A 16,097-nucleotide genomic window follows, 5' to 3' on the forward strand; every position below is an offset into this window, starting at 1 on the left:
CGTGAGCGACCACGATCACGAAACCGTCCCGGCCGTCGTCGACCACGAAGACGAGATCCCGGAGGACCATCCGCGCTACCAGGACCTCCTCACCCGCCACCGGATCGAGGCGGGCGTCGAAAAGGGAATCACCCACCTCCAGGGGATGCACGCCGAGGGGCGGGGCAGCGCCTTCGACTACCTGCTGGGCGAGGAGACGATCCCGAGCGCCGACGAGGCCGAGCGAGCGGCCGCCGCACAGCTCCTGCTCGCCGACCACCCGGTGCTCTCGGTCAACGGCAACGTCGCCGCCCTCGTCCCCGGCGAGATCGTCGACCTCGCGGCGGCCGTCGACGCCGATATCGAGGTCAACCTCTTCAACCGCACGCCCGAGCGCCTCGAGGCGATCGCCGACCACCTCCGAGAGCACGGTGCCGAGGAAGTCAGGGGGCTCGAGGCCGATGCGCGGATTCCGGGTCTCGAGCACGAACGCGCGAAGGTCGACGCCGCCGGTATTTACGAGGCGGACGTCGTGCTGGTGCCCCTCGAGGACGGCGACCGCGCCCAGGCGCTGTCGGCGATGGGCAAGACCGAGATCGTGATCGACCTCAACCCGCTGTCGCGCTCGCCGCGAGCCGCCGACGTTCCGATCGTCGACAACGTGATCCGGGCGGTGCCGAACGTGACCGCCCACGCGCGGGAGCTGGCGGACGCAGACGAGGCCGAGTTACGGGGGATTCTCGAGGGGTTCGACCGGGAGGCGGCGCTCGAGGACGCAGAGGAGCGGATCAGGACCGGCGACCGGTAAGGTTCGAGCGGACATCGCAAACCGAGGCGAGAGGCGCGGTCTCAAAACCGGTCCGTGATTCTGGGTGAGACGTTGTCGCGTCCGTTCTCGCGCTCGAGGACGTGTGAATCGTCGCCGTCGACGAGCGGCAGTCGGTCCCGCAGTTTCAACGAGAGCTCCTTGACCCGGTAGTACGACACCGAGAGGTACTCGCTGAGCCGTCGCTCGAGGCCGTCGTCGACCTCGTACTCGAGGCCGTCCTCCAGGAGGTCGCCGTCGTACTCGGTGAGCCAGCGGCGGGTCAGTTCGACCCCCTTCTCGGCGTCGTATCCCCTGGTGGCGTAGTGTCTGAGCGGGTGGCGGATCCAGGAACACTCCCAGTGGGCGTAGACGTCGACGCAGTCCTCCCGGTCGGCCAGCGCGTGGAGGACGACGTGCACCTGATAGGAGGCGAGCGGCGAGGGTCGCCAGACCCACGAGCCCTCGGCGGTGTTGCCGTCCATCCGGACCTTGAGCGCGGCGATCGGGTTGCGGGAGAAACCGAGTTCCTCGAGAACCGACTCGATCTGTTCTTCCGAGCAGTGGGCGGTCAACACGTACTCGTCCGCGGTCGTGTGGCTGACCGCGTACCCCCCGAACGTCCCCCGAAGGAGGTAGTGGATCTGTGGATAGAAGCTCCGTCGAACCGCGTTTACGGCGTCCTCTCTGTAACCCATGGGCGATAGCGGGCGGTACAACGGTCTCACGTATGAGCGTTACCCGACCTGCCAGACGGCCGTTCGTTTTCGGAACGTTCGCCGGCCGATCTGCTGGGTCGGAACCCGGTCGTCGGAAAAGTGCCGTTCAGCGGTTGAAGAGCCTGGCGGGGAGCCACTTCTGGGCGGTCGGGCTGAATTCGGCGACCATCCGGGCGTCGTTCTCGGTGAAGGCGTCGGTGACGATCAACGAACCGACGTAGACGCTGAGGACGGCCACCGGGAGAACGGCGGCGGTGATCGTCGCCGAGTCGATGAAGTAGACGACCGGCGCCCCCGCGATCGTCGCGGGAACGCCCGAGAGGACGATCTTCCCGAAGTCGCGGGTGAACGGGTGGATGCGGTCGACGTGGTAGAGTTCGGCGAGGGTGAGCAACCCGACGAGGACGAGCGCCGTCGCCGATCCGATGGCGGCGCCGTCGATGCCGAAGATCGGAACGAGCGCCATCGAGACGGCGAAGTTCGCCCCGAACAGGACGAGCGTGTTGACGAAGACCAGCCGCGAGTACCCCATCCCCTGAAGCAGCGTGCCGTCGGGGCCACCGAAGGTGACGTTGAACAGGAACGCTCCGCAGAGCAGGGCGACGACGGTGCTGGCCTCGGTGTACTGCGGCGTGTACATCACCGAGAGGTACGCGCTCCCGCCGAGTGCGAGGACGATCGCGATCGGCAGCGTGATGCCGGCGATCCAGCGGGCGGCCACCCGGAACCGCTCTCTGACGAGCTCGGTGTCGTCCCGGGTTTCGGCGATCAGCGGCTTGAACACCGGCGCCAGCGAGTTGAAGATGATCATCAGTCCCGAGCCGAGCATGTAGCCGACGCGGTAGATGCCGACGTCGTCGGAGTCGAGGAAGAACCCGAGGACGAAGTAGTCGACGTGGCCCATCAGCACGTAGACCACGCTGGTCATCGCCAGCGGCAGCGAGTACCGGAGCATCGGCCCCGGCGCGACGAACTCGAGTTTCACGGAGAGCAGCGACCAGGCCTTGTACGTAAAGAGCGCCGAGCCGACCGTGATCGCGACGAACAGCCCGACGACGTAGCCGGTGATCAGCCCGAGCAGACCGAAGCCGGCCAGGAGCATACCGGCGGTGATCGTAAAGCGCACGATGGGGCGAACCAGGTCGCGCATGACGACGCGGTACTGGAGCTTCTTGATGCTGTAGTAGGAGGTGAGCAGGACGTTGTAGATCGCGAGCATCGGAATCGTCATGCTCAACAGCAACAGCGCGACCTGCAGCGACGGCTCCTGGAAGAAGTCGCTGACGTACGAGGCGCTAAAGGCGAGAAAGAGCGCGACCAGTGACGACGTGACGAGGACGGTCGCGGTGACCTGGACGATCACGCCCTTGGCTTTCCCCTGTTCGCCCTCGTCCAGGTACTGCGGGACGAAGTAGTCGATCGCGAGCGGCAGCCCCAGGTTCGCGAACACCTGCATGAACAGGATCACCGACGTCGCCAGCACGAACAGCCCGTACACCGAGGGGCTGACGAACCGGGTCATCAGCATCACGATGGCGAAGCCGAGCGCGCCGTTGATCACGTTTCCGACGAACGTGATACTCCCCTGTTTGGCCAGCGTGGAGACGCCTTCGTCGTGATCTGTCATAGACTCGAGTGTGCTGTGGGTGGTCGGTCGTGTCTCGGACGGCCGCGGGCCGTCGCCGCTCGGTCAGACGCTCGTCGCCGGCTCGAGTTCGTACTCCGCGACCTCGGCCGCGCGCTCGCCGAAGTCGGGGAACTCGATCTCGAACTCCCACTCCTCACCGGAGGTGACGTCCTCGACGTTCTCGATGACGGTGTCGAGTTCTTCGCCCTCCTCGTCGAGAAACGTCGCTCTGATCTCGACGTAGCTGAGTTCGCGCTCGCCCTCGTTTCGCACGACTCCCCAGACGTAGACGCGCTCGTCTTCGGTCCCGGGGTCGTCGCGAACGAGTTCGTCGTAGACGATCACGAGGTTCTCGGGCTCCCTGAGGTCTTCGCCGTTCTCCTCGAAGTAATCGAGACAGCCCGGCGTGAGCACGGCGACCGCAAGGAACGCGCGTCGTTTCATTCTCTGGATGAGTTTCGAACGGACGGCTATTGAGCGTTCTGGCGGAGCCACACCCTGCCGGCACTCGGGTCTCGAGGACTCGTCGAAGCCGATCGATCGCGATACACTTTTCACCACCCGGAGTTACTACCCGGTTGTATGACTGAGTTCGAACGGTTCAGCGAGGTCGGCGAAGCGGACGTAACGCGCGCGATCGGCCAGGAGTGGACCGAGGAGTTCATGGACTTCTCGGATTCGGACGTCATCATCGTCGGGGGCGGCCCCTCGGGGCTCACCGCGGCGAAGGAACTCGCCGAGCGCGGCGTGAAGACGATGGTCGTCGAGAAGAACAACTACCTCGGCGGCGGCTTCTGGCTCGGCGGCTTTCTGATGAACAAGGTCACCGTTCGCAGCCCGGCCGAGCGGATTCTCGAGGACCTCGAGGTCGACTACAAGCAGTCCCGGGACAGTGAGGGACTGTACGTCGCGAACGGTCCCCACGCCTGCTCGGCGCTGATCAAGGCCGCCTGCGACGCGGGCGCGAAGATGCAGAACATGACCGAGTTCACGGACATCGTCATCCGCGAGGATCACCGCGTCTCGGGGATCGTGATGAACTGGACGCCGGTCCACGCCCTGCCGCGCGAGATCACCTGCGTCGACCCCATCGCCGTCGAGGCCGACCTGGTGATCGACGCCACCGGTCACGACGCGATGGCGATCACGAAACTCGACGAGCGCGGCGTACTCGACGCACCCGGCATCCAGAGCGCGAAGGAGCGCGGTCAGGTCATGGACCAGACCGATTCGGAGTCCTACGGCGCCCCCGGCCACGACTCGCCCGGCCACGACTCGATGTGGGTCGGCAAGAGCGAGGACGCCGTCGTCGAGCACACCGGCCTCGTCCACGAGGGCCTGATCGCCACCGGGATGTCCGTCGCGACGACCTACGGTCTGCCGCGAATGGGACCGACCTTCGGCGCCATGCTCGTCTCCGGCAAGCGCGCCGCCCAGATCGCCTTGGACGAACTCGAGGTCGACGCCGATCCCGTCGAACTCACTTCGCGAGCCGCACCGGCCGACGACTGACCTCCGACACGTCGCTCTCGTTTTCAGCAACCGGTTACGCCGACCTGCCGAACGCGAACAGACAGGTCGGCATCGCCCCCGATTCGGGTGCACAGTGGTCGGCCACGAGCCCGTCGTAGAACGTGAGTCCCGTGCCGCCGAGCGCCCGGTGGGCGAACGTCGCGAGATACAGTCGGCCGAGCGCGACCCCCGCCTCGAGCTGGGCCAGCCGGTACCCCCGGTTCCCGAGGCGGTCGACGACCGTTCCGATATCGGCCAGCAGGTAGACGTTCACGTGAGCGTCGCCCGCCCAGGACTGCTCGAGGGCGAGTTCGGTCTGCAGTTCGGAGTTCGCGTCGCCGGTGCGCTCGAGGGTCGCCTCCTCGTGGTCGTACCGGTAGGTACCGTCCGGGACGCCCTCGACGTCCGTCGAGAGCACGACCACGTCGTTGTACGCGAGCCCGGTTGCCTCGCCGCCGTTCCAGTCGCCGGGAACGCCCCGTAAGGCCCGGTCGAGCACCGTCCCGACCTGTCGGCGCGTCGGCCCGCGGTCGGAGAACTCGCGGCGCGAACCCCGCCGAACGATCGTGTGGTGGAGCGGCCGGGCGGTAGCCGTCTCGTGGTCGACCGGCTCGAGAGCGACGCGCTCACCCGACTCGGATCCGCCCGCACCGGGCGCGAGCGCGTCGATCTCGCCGACATCGAGACACCGCGCTCGCCAGGCAGCCGCGTCGTCGCCGCTCTCGAGGGTACTTTGCCGCCAGGCCTCGTGGATCAGCGGGTAGTCGACCGGGTCCGCCGAGAGCGGCTCCGTCTCGGGATCGATCGGGTCGACCGCTCGCGGCTCGGGCGTCGGCTCGTCCCGCCCCAGCGGGACGAGCGCGACCGGCGCCTCCTCGGTCGGGTCGACGCCGACGAGCCTCGAGACCGCCCCGTCGGCGAAGCCGGCGACGACCTCGGCGCGGGTGTCAAGCGCGTGGGCGGCCCCCAGGAGGTTCGCGAGAACCGTACCAGCGTCCCAGAACGCGTGTCGGTACGTCCGCTCGCGGTACTTCCAGGCGTTTCGCCACCAGGTCGAGGTGGCGACGACGGTCACCGGCGCGTCGGCGATCCCGGTTTCGTTCTCCGCGGCCTGCGAACCGCCGTCGGACGCCGCCGACTCGCCGACCGCCTCGGCGAGCACCCCGCGGTAGTCGCCCGTTCGGAGCACGTCCAGCGAGAACCGCCGCGGGTCGAAGTGATAGACGCCGGCGGGGAGTCCCTCGAGGTCGCCGCAGACGGCGTAGCAGTCGACGTGGTACAGTTTTCCGGTACAGGAGGCCGCCCTGAACAGCACCTCCTCGCCGTTTCGCGTGACGCGATTGACGACGCCGTTCGCCTCGTAGAGCAGCGTCGCGAGCGTCCGCCGGTCGAGGTCGCCGGCGGACGACTGCTCGGTGCCGGCCAGCGGGTCGGCGACAGGTTCCCCGATCACCGACAACGTCGGCTGTACCGGCGGCCGGACGCCCTCGAGCGGTTCCACGGAGAGGTCCCGGTAGCGCTTGTACGGGCGCGGTTTGATCGCGGGGTCCGGCGGCGTGTACTGCTCGCGCACACTCTCGGGGTCGTGGTTCGTCCGGTCGTGGTACTCGCGGGCGTCTACCATGCAGGGAGACGCGACCGGGAGCCACAAAAACCTCCGGTAGGCCGAGCGCACACTCGACCTCGACGACGACCGGCCCCGAAGCGGGGACGACGGCGTGTCGAATCCGGCCCGGCCGCCCTCGCCGGAAGCCACATCGTTTTCGCCCCGCGTCGGAAAGGCCCACCTATGACAGTCGTCGTAACCGGGGCGACCGGCGGCGCTGGCAGCCGGATCGTCGAGGAGCTCGCGACCGCCGGCCGCGAGGTCGTCGGCGTCGACCTCGAACGACCGCCGAACCCCCGCGAGAGCGATGCGACGTTCCTCGAGGCCGACCTGACCGACCAGGGCCAGGCCTGGGAGGCGATCCAGACGGCGGAACCCGACGCGGTGGTTCACTTCGCGGCGATCCCGCGACCCGGGATCACGACCGACGCCGAGACCTTCATGACGAACGTCTCGAGTGCCTACCACGTCCTCGAGGCCGCCGGGAGAGCGGGGGCAGACGTGGTCTGGGCCTCGAGCGAGAGCATCTACGGCTCGGTGTTCGCCGCCGAGCCGTGGCTCCCCGACTATCTCCCGGTCGACGAGTCCCACCCGCGGCGGCCGGCGGACCCCTACGCGACCTCCAAACTCGTCGGCGAGGAGCTCGGGGCGATGGCCGCCCGCAAACACGGGATCTCGGTGATCTCGATCCGCCCGTCCTGGATCACCTATTCCGGCGAGCAGCGCACCGCCGCGGCACGCGAGCGATTCGACCCCGAAACCGCCGAGAAGAGCGGCAACTTCTGGACCTACGTGGACGTGCGCGACGTGGTCTCGATGGTCCGGGCCGCCCTCGAGGCCGACCGCGACGGCCACGACGTCTACCTGGCGGCCGCGGCGGAGAACTTCCTGGGTCGGCCGACCGCCGACGTGATCGAGACGGTGTTCGGCGAGTTGCCCGGGGAGTGCGACCTCGAGGGCGACGAGTCGGCGTTCACCACCGCGAAAGCCCGCGCGGAGCTGGGCTGGGAGCCGGCGCACTCCTGGCGGGAGGCGGAGCTCGAGGAGCCGTGCAAGCCGGCGTTTCTGCGCTCTGACGGCTGAACCGCGCGGCTACTCGAGCCGCGCCCCGGTCACCCGAATCCGCCCCCGCGTCCCCTCCCACTCCGTCTCGTACTCGAGGGCCAGCCGCCGATCCATGTGTGGCCCGTCGACCACCAGCGTCTCGAACTCGCCGCCCTCTCCGAGGATGTGGACCCCGTACCGCTCGTTGAGCTCCTCGAGTTCCGCCAGCGCCGCCTCGTCGAGGGTCCGGCCGAGCCAGGACTCGTCGAGGCCGCCCGCCGCCACCTGGACGAGCAGAATTTCGAAGCCGGCCTCGAGCATCGCGTCCGCGAGTTCCCGCGGCTCCTCGCGCCACAGTGGGGCGTAGAGGTCACAGCCCAGGCGATCGCACATCCCCTCGATCCGGCTCGTCTGGTACTCGCTCTCGACGGCGCCCGCGGTGACGCCCGCGATGCCGCCCTCGAGTTCCGCGTCGAGTTCCCGAAGCGCGGCCTCGAGCGGTTCGAGTTCGGCGTCGCCCTGATCGCTCGAGTTCGCCGCGGCTTGGGCTTCGAAGTCGGCGGGTTCGACGTCGACGAGCGGAATCCCCATGCTCTCGGCGGCCAGCGCCGCCAGCCTCGTCTCGGGGACGTGGTACATGTATGAGTCGCCCGCGGGATGAACCGTGACCAGCCGCCGGACGTCGAGGCCGGCCTCGAGCGCGCGGTACACGGCCCACGAGGAGTCCTTCCCGCCCGAGAAGAGCCCCACCCAGGCGCCGTCTATCTCGCTCATACGATGAGCTACAGCGACGCGAATAAAGGGATGACGGGTCGGGACGGGCGTTCGAGTGAAGTGTCAGTTCCCGGGCTCCCGACCGCCGTCGGTGACCTCCGACTCCGACCCGCTCGAGTCGGGCGACGCGAGTTCGGTCTCGCTGCCGCCGTCGCTGATCCCCTCCTCGTCGGCGGTCGCCCCGGCGAAGTAGGAGGCGACTCTGACCCCGACGAGGCTCAGCAAGACCGCCGCCGCGACGTACAGCCCGAGCCGGTTGCCGGGCGCGAGGGTGAAGCTGTCGACCGACAGCGGCGCGAGCCTGATGTCGGGGACGACGACCGGCTCGATGACGTTCTGTGCCTCGAGGAAGTACGCGGTGAAGCCGCGGACGACGAGGCCGATCGAGACGACGACGAACGGCAGGTTGAGGTACGATCGGCGCAGCGGCTCCTCGCCGATGAGTTCGTCGAGCAGCCGCCCCGCACTGGCAGTGAGCGCAGCCATCGCGAGCCACGGCACGCTGTCGAAGGCGAACTTCACGGCGGGGATCACGACGCCCTCCGTCTGCGCCTCGCTGAGCCCCGAGACGCCGAGTGCGCCCACGAACAGTCCGACGAACGTGAGCCCGGCGGCGACGACGTAGGTGACGACCGACACCTGGCCGGTGTACAGCGACTCGCGGGTCCGGCGAGCCAGCCCGGTGAGCAGTTCGTCGACGCTGAACCCCTTGTAGAGCAAGAAGAGGCCGATGACGGTCGTGATCGTCGCCGCCCCCTCCGCCGTGCCGAACTGCATCGCGAGCACCGGGAACACGAGCAGCGTCAATCCGAGCGGGACGAGGATGGTCTGGCGCAACTCCTCGTCGGCGAGGAACTGCTTGAGCAGGTAGTACGTCGACTCGATGTCCCTGGCCTGGCGGACGACGACCCGATCCACCGAGTCGACGCGAACGCGGCTCTCGACGATCGGCACCAGCCGCTCGTCCTCGGCGCTGTCGATCACCACCACGGCTGACTCGGGCTCGTACTCGGCGATCAGGTCGTCGATCTGACGGGCGACCGCCCGGTCCGCGCTGACCATCGACTCTCGATCCCCCGAGACGACGGCGACGACCGTCTCCTCGTCGTCGTCCCGGAGACTCTGGGCGACCCGGAGCGCCTCGAGCAGCGAGTTGACGCTCGAGTCCTCCGGATCGGCGAGGCCGACGTCGGTCACGAGCGCGCGCACTGCCTCCCAGCCGACGACCGGCGAGCGGAGCCCGGTCTTCCGTCCGACGTCGTCGGTCCGGTCGAGACAGACCACCAGCGTTGTCACGGTGTTCGTTGCATTCTGCGTGACGATAAAACCACACATTCGTCCGACTCCGCGCCGGTCGCGCGACGGGCGGAGACGTCGCCGGGACCGCGAGCGATAGTAGTTCGTTTCACCGACTACTATCCGGTGAAACGATTTACTCGCCGGTCGCACGGGAGCGGCCAGCGGACACGCGCTGGCCGCACATTCGCGACCGGGAGTGCGCTGACTTTTACCGACGACTAGAGAGTCATACTCAAGAGGATCGACCGCGAACAAGCGTGTGCACACGTTGTGTGCCTGTGTGGTGGCGTTCCAACCTACCATTCACCACCACACAGCCAACCCGCAGCCGCGTTCTGCATTCGACCACAGACCAGTTAAAAACTTGAGCTTGCAAGCCACTGGCGAGTATATGTACCGGCCCCGTCTCGCCCGCCGACCATCACGCCGTCCGATTCGCGTCGGCGATCAGGTTCGCAGTCGAAAGCCGCGGTCGCCGACGACGCTCGCGACGCCGGCGCCGAACGCGTAGGCGACGTTGCGGGCGCCGGTCCCCATCCGCTGCATCAGCGACCGGGACGGCTCGAAGGACTCGACGGTCACCTCCTCGACCTCGAGACGCCGCGCGAGGGCGGCTTCGACGTCCTCACGCGTGCCGAGTTCGTCGACCAGCCCGAGTTCGTGGGCGTCGTCGGCGAGGTACACCCGCGCTTCCGTCTGCCGGACGAGCGCCGGATCGAGGTCCCGGCCCTCGCTCACCCGTTCGACGAACGACTCGTAGTAGTCGTCGGTCAACCCCTGGAGGTACGCCCGCTCGTCGTCGTCCATCTCCTTCAGCGGGACGCCCGCGTCCTTGTACTTCCCGGCGGCGAAGCGTTCGTACTCGAGGCCCAGTTTCTCGGCAAGTTCGCTCGCGTTCACCCGCGAGCCAATGACGCCGATCGAACCGACGATGCTGGCGTCCCGCGCCCAGAGTTCGTCGCAGCCGCTCGCGATCCAGTAGCCGCCGCTCGCACAGAGGTCGGTCGTGTACGCGATCGTCGGCCCCTCGAAGCGCTCGGCGGCGAGTTTGATGTCGTCGCTCGGGACGACCTGGCCGCCGGGCGTGTTGAGTTTCACCAGCAGCGCCTCGACGTGGTCGTCCTCGTTGGCTCTGTCGATCTGGTCGACGACGTCGTCGGCCGGCGTCGACCGGGGGCTGGAGGGGAGCGGTCCGCCGCCGCCGTCTCGCGTGATTGGCCCCTCGACGGCGACCTCCGCGACGTCGTACTCGGGAAAGGCCGACGACGCGAGGTTGCCGACCAGACGGATGCCGGCGAGCAGGAGTCCGAGCGCGACGAGCACGCCGAACAGGTCGGTGAGGGTCTCCGGATAGACGACGAACAGGCCGACGGCCAGCGCGGCGATCAGGAGCGTTCCGGCCACCACGAAGAGGAGTCTGGCGATTCCCCGACTGCTACCCACTGCTGACACCTCGAGTCATACTGGAGTCTGTCGCTGCCAGTCTGTTAAGCGTTGGCGGTCGCGTGGTTGCAACTCGAGCGGAGCGGGAAAACGCGCCCTCGGACAGGAAATACGAAAACTGAGAGAGACGGCTTAGAGCAGACCCGTCTTCTGGAGCTTCATCAGGTCCTCGGTGTCGAGCGTCTCGCCTTCCTTGAACTTCTGATAAATCTCCTCGGCCTCCTCTTTGGCCTCCTCTTTCTTCTTGTCGCGGGCGGACTTGCGCTGCTTCTCCTCCTTTTTGTCCATCTCGCGCAGGCGCTTCTGGACGCGGACGAAGTCCTCGTGGTGCTGGTCGGCGGCCTCCTGGGCCTCGACGAAGGACTCGTGCATGTCGTCGGCGTCGTCGCGGACGTCGTCCGCCTCGCGGTAGGCCTCGATCATCTGGTTGTGGTGCTCCTGGGCCTTGTCAGCGAGTTCGGTGACCTTCTGGTGGTGCTGGGACGCCTCGGAACGGACCTCTTCGGCCTCCTCGACGAGGTCCTCGAGGTCGTCGTTCTGCTCGAGTTTCCCCTTGCGGTCGGCGTACTCCTCGCGTTTGGCTTCGATCTTCTCGATGAGTTCGCGCTCTTCCTCCGTCGAGAGCACCTCGGTCTGCTGTTTGAACTCGAGCTGTTCGATCTCGGACTCGAGTTCCTCTAAGTCCTTGCCCTCGTCGAGTTCCATGTCGGACTTGAGCTTCTCGACGCGGTCGAACAGCTTGTTGGCCTCGGCGTTGAGCTCGTTGCGGCTCTCCTTGTGCTCCTGGACCTGCTCGTTGAGCTCGTCGCGCTTTTCGCGGTGTTCCTGGGCCTTGTCGACTTTCTCGCGCGTTTTCGCGTTCAGGTCGTCGCGCTTGGAGGCGCGTTCGGAGGCCATCTGGTTCAGCTCGTTTCGTCGGTCCCGGAGCTGACCGGCCATCTTGATGAGCTGTCCTTTCGATTTGTTCTCGAGATCGTCCTCTGTGAGTTCTACGTTTTTCGATTCGTCTACCATGTGTTAGTAAACCCTCTGTGCCATACCCGCACCGGCGACAGCGATCGCTCGTGACCTGCGAAACCTCGGTGGATAAGATTTCCTGTCATTGATCGTCGAGCGATACGCGCCCCGGTGGCGTTCTGGTACCGGTAACTACTGTCGCCCGCAATTTAAATGTACCGGTCGGTGTGACCGTGAAAACCGTTAGCAGGCGCCCCCTTCCCGTGTGTAACGCACCCACACGGCATCCACCTCCTGTTATAAATCATCACCGCGGTGGCACCGGGGCTCGACGGGACCGCTCCCAGAGACTTCGTCCCGTTCGAGGCGACGAAAACGGCCGAACCAGCGCCTAAAACAGGTTCTCGAGGCGGTCGTCGGCGAACTGCTCGGCAGGGTCCGTTCGGTCGTCGTTCTCGCTGCGCTGGGCGTGCCGCGCTCGCTCCATGAACTCCTCGATTCGGGCCGATCGCTCGGCGCCACCCAGGAGCACCAGCGCGGCCAGCCGGTCGCTCTCGAGCGGGAAGTCTCCGCCCCGGACCTGCATGCTGCCGGTTTCGTCCTCGAGCCAGCGCCGGGCTCGCTCGACGCCCTTGCGGGAGATCCGATCCGGTTGTCCGGCGATCACGAGCAACGCGGCGTCGGCCTGCCGAGCGTCGGGCAGGCTGGTCCCGGTCAGCAGCGCCTGCCGCGAGACGGACATGACCGTGTTGACGTTCTCCGAACTCTCCTCGGCAGCGACGGCGCTCGCGTAGCCGAGCGTCGAGATGCCGCCCTGCCTGAGGGTGTTGATGACCTCGCTCGAGTCGACGACGGATTCGCCCACGCCGTCGATTGCCTCGCCCGACGCGAACAGCAGACCGACGCGCTGGGCGATCTTCGCGTTGATCGTCTCGAACGCCGAGTCGACGCTCTCGCCCTGCTCGTGCCAGGCGTCGTTGTCGACCAGTAGCGTCGAGTCGGCCTCGCGGGCGAGAGTCTTCAGCGAGCGGCCGGCGTTGGCCTGGTACAGCGAACCCTCGTTTCGTCCCGGCAGGATGCCGAGCGCGTAGACGGGGACGTCGTACACCCGCTGAAGCTGGTGCACCAGGACGGGCGCGCCGCCGCTGCCGGTGCCCCCGCCGAGGCCGGCGACCACCCAGATCGCCTCGGCGCTCGAGGTGACGTGACCGTCGAGGGCGGCGAGCACCTCCTGGGAATCGGACTGCATGATCTCGGCGCCGAGTTCGTTGTCGGCGCCGACGCCGTGGCCGTTGACCCGGTCCTGGCCGATCAGCTGCGTCTCGGCGAACTCGAGACCCGAGAGGTCCGCCGTCGCGGAGTTGATCGCGAGCGCGCCCTCCACCGCGTCGAACCCCATCTCCGCGTCGAACTTCGTCAGCCGCTCGGTCACCTTGCCGCCCGCCTGACCCACACCAATCAGGGCAACTTTCATAACGACGGTATCTCGGGGAAACAAGTTGAACGTTGCGAATGTGTGGACTCGTGGCACGTTTCGGCGAGCCGACGATACCGGCGCGCCGGCAGCGCCCGACGCTACAGCGTGTAGTCGTGCTCGCCGTCCTCGCTCGCCAGGAACGCACAGAGGAGGTCGATCGTTCCCGCGACGTCGTCGACGTGGGCCGTCTCTGTGACGGTGTGCAGGTAGCGGGTGGGAATCGAGATCGCGCCGACCGGCTTCGCGCCCGCGGTGTGCTGGAAACCGGCCGTGTCGGTGCCGCCCGCGGGCAGCACTTCGAGCTGGTAGTCGATCCCTTCCTCCTCGGCGACGGCTTTCATCCGCCGGTGGACCTTCGGGCTGGTGATCACGCTCGAGTCCTTCAGTTTGATCGCCGTCCCATCGCCCAGGCGGGTGACGTACTCGCCCTTCTTGAACGTCGGCACGTCGTTGGCGACGGTGACGTCCAGCGCGATCGCGAGGTCCGGGTCGACGTCGACGCCGAGGGCGCGCGCCCCGCGCAGGCCGACTTCCTCCTGGACGGTCGCACAGAAGTGGATCGTCACCGGCGGGTCCTCGAGCCGGCGGGCGGCCTCGAGCATCGCGAACAGGCAGATCCGGTCGTCGAGGGCCTTCCCGGTCACCGTCTCGCCGACCCGTTTCGTCGTCTGGTCCATCGTCACGAGGTCGCCCGGCGAGATCCGCTCGCGGGCCTCCTCGCGGGAGAGGCCGACGTCGACGAAGACGTCCTCGACCTCGGGAGGCTCGTTGCGGTCTTCCTCGTCCAAGGTGTGCGGCGGGGGCGAGCCGATCACGCCCGGCAGGTCGCCCTCTTCGGTGTGGATCGTCACCCGCTGGGCCTTGAGCACGCGGGCGTCCCACCCGCCGAGGGCGTCGAGTTCGAGAAAGCCGGCGCCGTCTTCCTTCCCGCGGACGTGGCGCACCATGAAACCGATCTCGTCCATGTGGGCGGCGACGGCGACCGAGTAGTCGGAGTCGCCCTCGAGCGTCCCGACGACGTTCCCCATCGCGTCGGTGCGAACGCGGTCGACGCTGTCTTCGAACTCGCGCCGGACGATCTCGCGCACCTGGTCCTCGTAGCCGGGGACGCCGCGGGCTTCGGTCAGTTCCGTCAGTAGGTCGTCGTCGAACTCGGTCGCCTCTGTCATGGTTGCACCTGTGGAACCAGCCCCCATAAACGCGCGGATGACGGCCTGTGCGGCGCATCCAGTGGGTATTTCCGATCACCTCGGCTCGGCCGTTCAACCGCGGAGTATTAAGCGGTCGACAGGCTAGGGTATGCTATGAGCGACGTACGAGTCGCCGGTGTCGGCGTCACGCCGTTCGGAAACGTCCCCGAGCGGACGGGCCGCGACCTCTTCGGCGAGGCGAGTATCGAAGCGTTCGAGGACAGCGGGGTGTCGCGAACGGACGTCGAGGCCGTCCTCTACGGGAACTTCATGGGTGAACTGGCCGAACACCAGGGCCACCAGGGGCCGCTGATGGCGGAAGCCGCTGGCGTCGACGCGCCCGCGACCCGCTACGAGGCCGCCTGCGCCTCGAGCGGCGCCGCCATCAGAGACGCCGTGATGCGAATCCGCAACGGCGAGAACGACGTGATCCTCGTCGGCGGCGCAGAACGGATGACCAACCTCGGCACCGCGGGGGCGACGGAGGCACTCGCCATCGCCGCCGACGACCTCTGGGAGGTCCGCGCGGGAATGACGTTCCCCGGCGCCTACGCGCTGATGGCCCAGGCGTACTTCCGGGAGTACGGCGGCGGCCGCGAGGAGCTCGCCCACGTCGCCGTGAAAAACCACGACAACGCCCTGAACAACGACAAAGCGCAGTATCAACGCGCCATCGAGGTTGCGGACGTCCTCGAGGCGCCCCTCGTCTCCACCCCGCTCGGGCTGTACGACTCCTGTCCGATCTCCGATGGCGCCGCGGCGGTCGTGCTGACCAGCGACGAGTACGCCGAGGAACACGGCCTCGAGGCGCCCGTCTCGATCACGGGCAGCGGCCAGGGCGGCGACCGGATGGCCCTCCACGATCGGGAACACCTCGCGCGCTCGCCCGCCGCCCGCGAAGCCGGCGAGGAAGCCTACGCCGACGCCGGTATTTCGGCGGGCGACGTCGACGTCGCCGAGGTCCACGACTGCTTCACCATCGCCGAGGTGCTCGCGATCGAGGCGCTCGACCTCGAACCCGTCGGCGAGGGGATCTCGGCGGCTCGAGACGGTCGTACCATCGCCGGCGGCGACACCCCGGTCAACCTCTCGGGGGGGCTGAAAGCGAAGGGCCACCCCGTTGGCGCGACCGGCGCCTCCCAGGTCGCCGAACTCGCGACGCTTCTCCGCGGCGACCACCCGAACAGCGAGCACGTCGACGGCGCGACGACCGGCGTCGCCCACAACGCGGGGGGCACGGTGGCGTCTGCGCTGGTTCACGTCCTGGAGGTGAGAGAATGAGCGACGAGATCGGTCACGCCGGCTTCGACGACTGGCTCGACGCCACCGAGGAAGGCGAGGCGTACTACCTCGAGTGCGATCGGGGTCACGGCTCGCTGCCGCCGCGGCGCGTCTGTCCCGAGTGCGGTTCGACGGCGCTCTCGGAGGAACCCCTGCCCGAGACGGGCGAGATCGAGACGTTCACCGTCACCCACGTCCCGACCCCCTCCTTCGAGGACGACGCGCCCTACGCGACGGCGATCGCGGCCTTCGGCCCGGTTCGCGTGACCGGCCAGGTCGTCGGCGTCGACCTCGAGTCGATCGAAGCGGGGATGACCGTCACCCCGGCGGTCGACGTCTCGGCGACGACCGGCGACCGCCTGCTCTATCTCCGCGTTGCGTAGC

At 67.7% G+C, this 16,097-nt stretch carries 15 protein-coding genes; 5 read left to right on the top strand and 10 right to left on the bottom strand.

The window, feature by feature from the left end:
- Nucleotide 1: 1 nt before the first annotated feature.
- Nucleotides 2-787: a 4-phosphopantoate--beta-alanine ligase gene (locus tag NMQ11_RS04730; protein ID WP_255170253.1), complete on the top strand. Its 786-nt coding sequence runs from the start codon at nucleotides 2-4 to the stop codon at nucleotides 785-787.
- 41 nt (nucleotides 788-828) lie between these two features.
- On the opposite strand, the gene NMQ11_RS04735 is transcribed toward NMQ11_RS04730, so the two are convergent.
- From NMQ11_RS04735 to NMQ11_RS04745, 3 genes are all read right to left on the bottom strand, one after another.
- Nucleotides 829-1,482, bottom strand: a complete 654-nt coding sequence (locus NMQ11_RS04735; protein ID WP_255170254.1) for a hypothetical protein — start codon at nucleotides 1,480-1,482, stop codon at nucleotides 829-831.
- Between the two features lie 127 nt (nucleotides 1,483-1,609).
- A complete protein-coding gene (locus tag NMQ11_RS04740; protein WP_255170255.1) occupies nucleotides 1,610-3,130 on the bottom strand; it encodes a flippase in 1,521 nt (506 codons plus the stop codon).
- A 63-nt stretch (nucleotides 3,131-3,193) separates the two neighbouring features.
- Entirely contained in the window at nucleotides 3,194-3,574 is a 381-nt protein-coding gene (locus NMQ11_RS04745; protein WP_255170256.1) for an FxLYD domain-containing protein, read from the bottom strand.
- Between the two features lie 138 nt (nucleotides 3,575-3,712).
- On the opposite strand from NMQ11_RS04745, the gene NMQ11_RS04750 reads away from it, so the two are divergent.
- Complete coding sequence (locus NMQ11_RS04750) at nucleotides 3,713-4,642, top strand: sulfide-dependent adenosine diphosphate thiazole synthase (RefSeq protein WP_255170257.1); 930 nt, start codon at nucleotides 3,713-3,715, stop codon at nucleotides 4,640-4,642.
- A gap of 34 nt (nucleotides 4,643-4,676) precedes the next feature.
- Here NMQ11_RS04750 and NMQ11_RS04755 read toward each other — a convergent pair whose 3' ends face one another.
- Complete coding sequence (locus tag NMQ11_RS04755; protein ID WP_255170258.1) at nucleotides 4,677-6,266, bottom strand: SagB family peptide dehydrogenase; 1,590 nt, start codon at nucleotides 6,264-6,266, stop codon at nucleotides 4,677-4,679.
- Between the two features lie 165 nt (nucleotides 6,267-6,431).
- Here NMQ11_RS04755 and NMQ11_RS04760 point away from each other — a divergent pair, with 165 nt between their 5' ends.
- Nucleotides 6,432-7,331 carry an NAD-dependent epimerase/dehydratase family protein gene (locus NMQ11_RS04760; protein ID WP_255170259.1) on the top strand — a complete coding sequence of 300 codons (900 nt, stop codon included), beginning with the start codon at nucleotides 6,432-6,434 and terminating at the stop codon, nucleotides 7,329-7,331.
- A gap of 9 nt (nucleotides 7,332-7,340) precedes the next feature.
- Here NMQ11_RS04760 and NMQ11_RS04765 read toward each other — a convergent pair whose 3' ends face one another.
- The 6 genes from NMQ11_RS04765 to NMQ11_RS04790 all read right to left on the bottom strand — a co-directional run bounded on the left by NMQ11_RS04765 (nucleotide 7,341) and on the right by NMQ11_RS04790 (nucleotide 14,411).
- Complete coding sequence (locus tag NMQ11_RS04765) at nucleotides 7,341-8,066, bottom strand: diphthine--ammonia ligase (RefSeq protein ID WP_255170260.1); 726 nt, start codon at nucleotides 8,064-8,066, stop codon at nucleotides 7,341-7,343.
- 63 nt (nucleotides 8,067-8,129) lie between these two features.
- Entirely contained in the window at nucleotides 8,130-9,362 is a 1,233-nt protein-coding gene (locus NMQ11_RS04770) for a DUF373 family protein (RefSeq protein WP_255170261.1), read from the bottom strand.
- Between the two features lie 450 nt (nucleotides 9,363-9,812).
- Nucleotides 9,813-10,808, bottom strand: a complete 996-nt coding sequence (gene sppA / locus NMQ11_RS04775) for a signal peptide peptidase SppA (protein WP_255170262.1) — start codon at nucleotides 10,806-10,808, stop codon at nucleotides 9,813-9,815.
- Between the two features lie 132 nt (nucleotides 10,809-10,940).
- Nucleotides 10,941-11,822 carry a coiled-coil protein gene (locus tag NMQ11_RS04780; protein WP_255170263.1) on the bottom strand — a complete coding sequence of 294 codons (882 nt, stop codon included), beginning with the start codon at nucleotides 11,820-11,822 and terminating at the stop codon, nucleotides 10,941-10,943.
- Nucleotides 11,823-12,156: 334 nt separating this feature from the next.
- Entirely contained in the window at nucleotides 12,157-13,239 is a 1,083-nt protein-coding gene (locus tag NMQ11_RS04785) for a tubulin/FtsZ family protein (protein WP_255170264.1), read from the bottom strand.
- A gap of 101 nt (nucleotides 13,240-13,340) precedes the next feature.
- The gene (locus tag NMQ11_RS04790) at nucleotides 13,341-14,411 is read right to left on the bottom strand and encodes a M42 family metallopeptidase (RefSeq protein ID WP_255170265.1); all 1,071 of its coding nucleotides are present in this window, start codon (nucleotides 14,409-14,411) and stop codon (nucleotides 13,341-13,343) included.
- A gap of 135 nt (nucleotides 14,412-14,546) precedes the next feature.
- On the opposite strand from NMQ11_RS04790, the gene NMQ11_RS04795 reads away from it, so the two are divergent.
- Together NMQ11_RS04795 and NMQ11_RS04800 are read left to right on the top strand one after the other, a co-directional pair.
- Complete coding sequence (locus tag NMQ11_RS04795; RefSeq protein ID WP_255170266.1) at nucleotides 14,547-15,713, top strand: thiolase domain-containing protein; 1,167 nt, start codon at nucleotides 14,547-14,549, stop codon at nucleotides 15,711-15,713.
- Nucleotides 15,710-16,096: a Zn-ribbon domain-containing OB-fold protein gene (locus tag NMQ11_RS04800; protein ID WP_255170267.1), complete on the top strand. Its 387-nt coding sequence runs from the start codon at nucleotides 15,710-15,712 to the stop codon at nucleotides 16,094-16,096. Before NMQ11_RS04795 ends, NMQ11_RS04800 begins: the two co-directional genes overlap by 4 nt.
- Nucleotide 16,097: the final 1 nt, after the last annotated feature.

It is taken from the genome of Natrononativus amylolyticus (assembly GCF_024362525.1).
Taxonomy (GTDB): Archaea; Halobacteriota; Halobacteria; order Halobacteriales; family Natrialbaceae; genus Natrononativus; species Natrononativus amylolyticus.

Coding starts and splice junctions, on each gene's coding strand:
- NMQ11_RS04780 (WP_255170263.1), bottom strand. CDS start 11,822: ATGGTAGACGAATCGAAAAACGTAGAACTCACAGAGGACGATCTCGAG.
- NMQ11_RS04760 (WP_255170259.1), top strand. CDS start 6,432: ATGACAGTCGTCGTAACCGGGGCGACCGGCGGCGCTGGCAGCCGGATC.
- NMQ11_RS04750 (WP_255170257.1), top strand. CDS start 3,713: ATGACTGAGTTCGAACGGTTCAGCGAGGTCGGCGAAGCGGACGTAACG.
- NMQ11_RS04785 (WP_255170264.1), bottom strand. CDS start 13,239: ATGAAAGTTGCCCTGATTGGTGTGGGTCAGGCGGGCGGCAAGGTGACC.
- NMQ11_RS04755 (WP_255170258.1), bottom strand. CDS start 6,266: ATGGTAGACGCCCGCGAGTACCACGACCGGACGAACCACGACCCCGAG.
- NMQ11_RS04745 (WP_255170256.1), bottom strand. CDS start 3,574: ATGAAACGACGCGCGTTCCTTGCGGTCGCCGTGCTCACGCCGGGCTGT.
- NMQ11_RS04740 (WP_255170255.1), bottom strand. CDS start 3,130: ATGACAGATCACGACGAAGGCGTCTCCACGCTGGCCAAACAGGGGAGT.
- NMQ11_RS04790 (WP_255170265.1), bottom strand. CDS start 14,411: ATGACAGAGGCGACCGAGTTCGACGACGACCTACTGACGGAACTGACC.
- NMQ11_RS04765 (WP_255170260.1), bottom strand. CDS start 8,066: ATGAGCGAGATAGACGGCGCCTGGGTGGGGCTCTTCTCGGGCGGGAAG.
- NMQ11_RS04800 (WP_255170267.1), top strand. CDS start 15,710: ATGAGCGACGAGATCGGTCACGCCGGCTTCGACGACTGGCTCGACGCC.
- NMQ11_RS04735 (WP_255170254.1), bottom strand. CDS start 1,482: ATGGGTTACAGAGAGGACGCCGTAAACGCGGTTCGACGGAGCTTCTAT.
- NMQ11_RS04795 (WP_255170266.1), top strand. CDS start 14,547: ATGAGCGACGTACGAGTCGCCGGTGTCGGCGTCACGCCGTTCGGAAAC.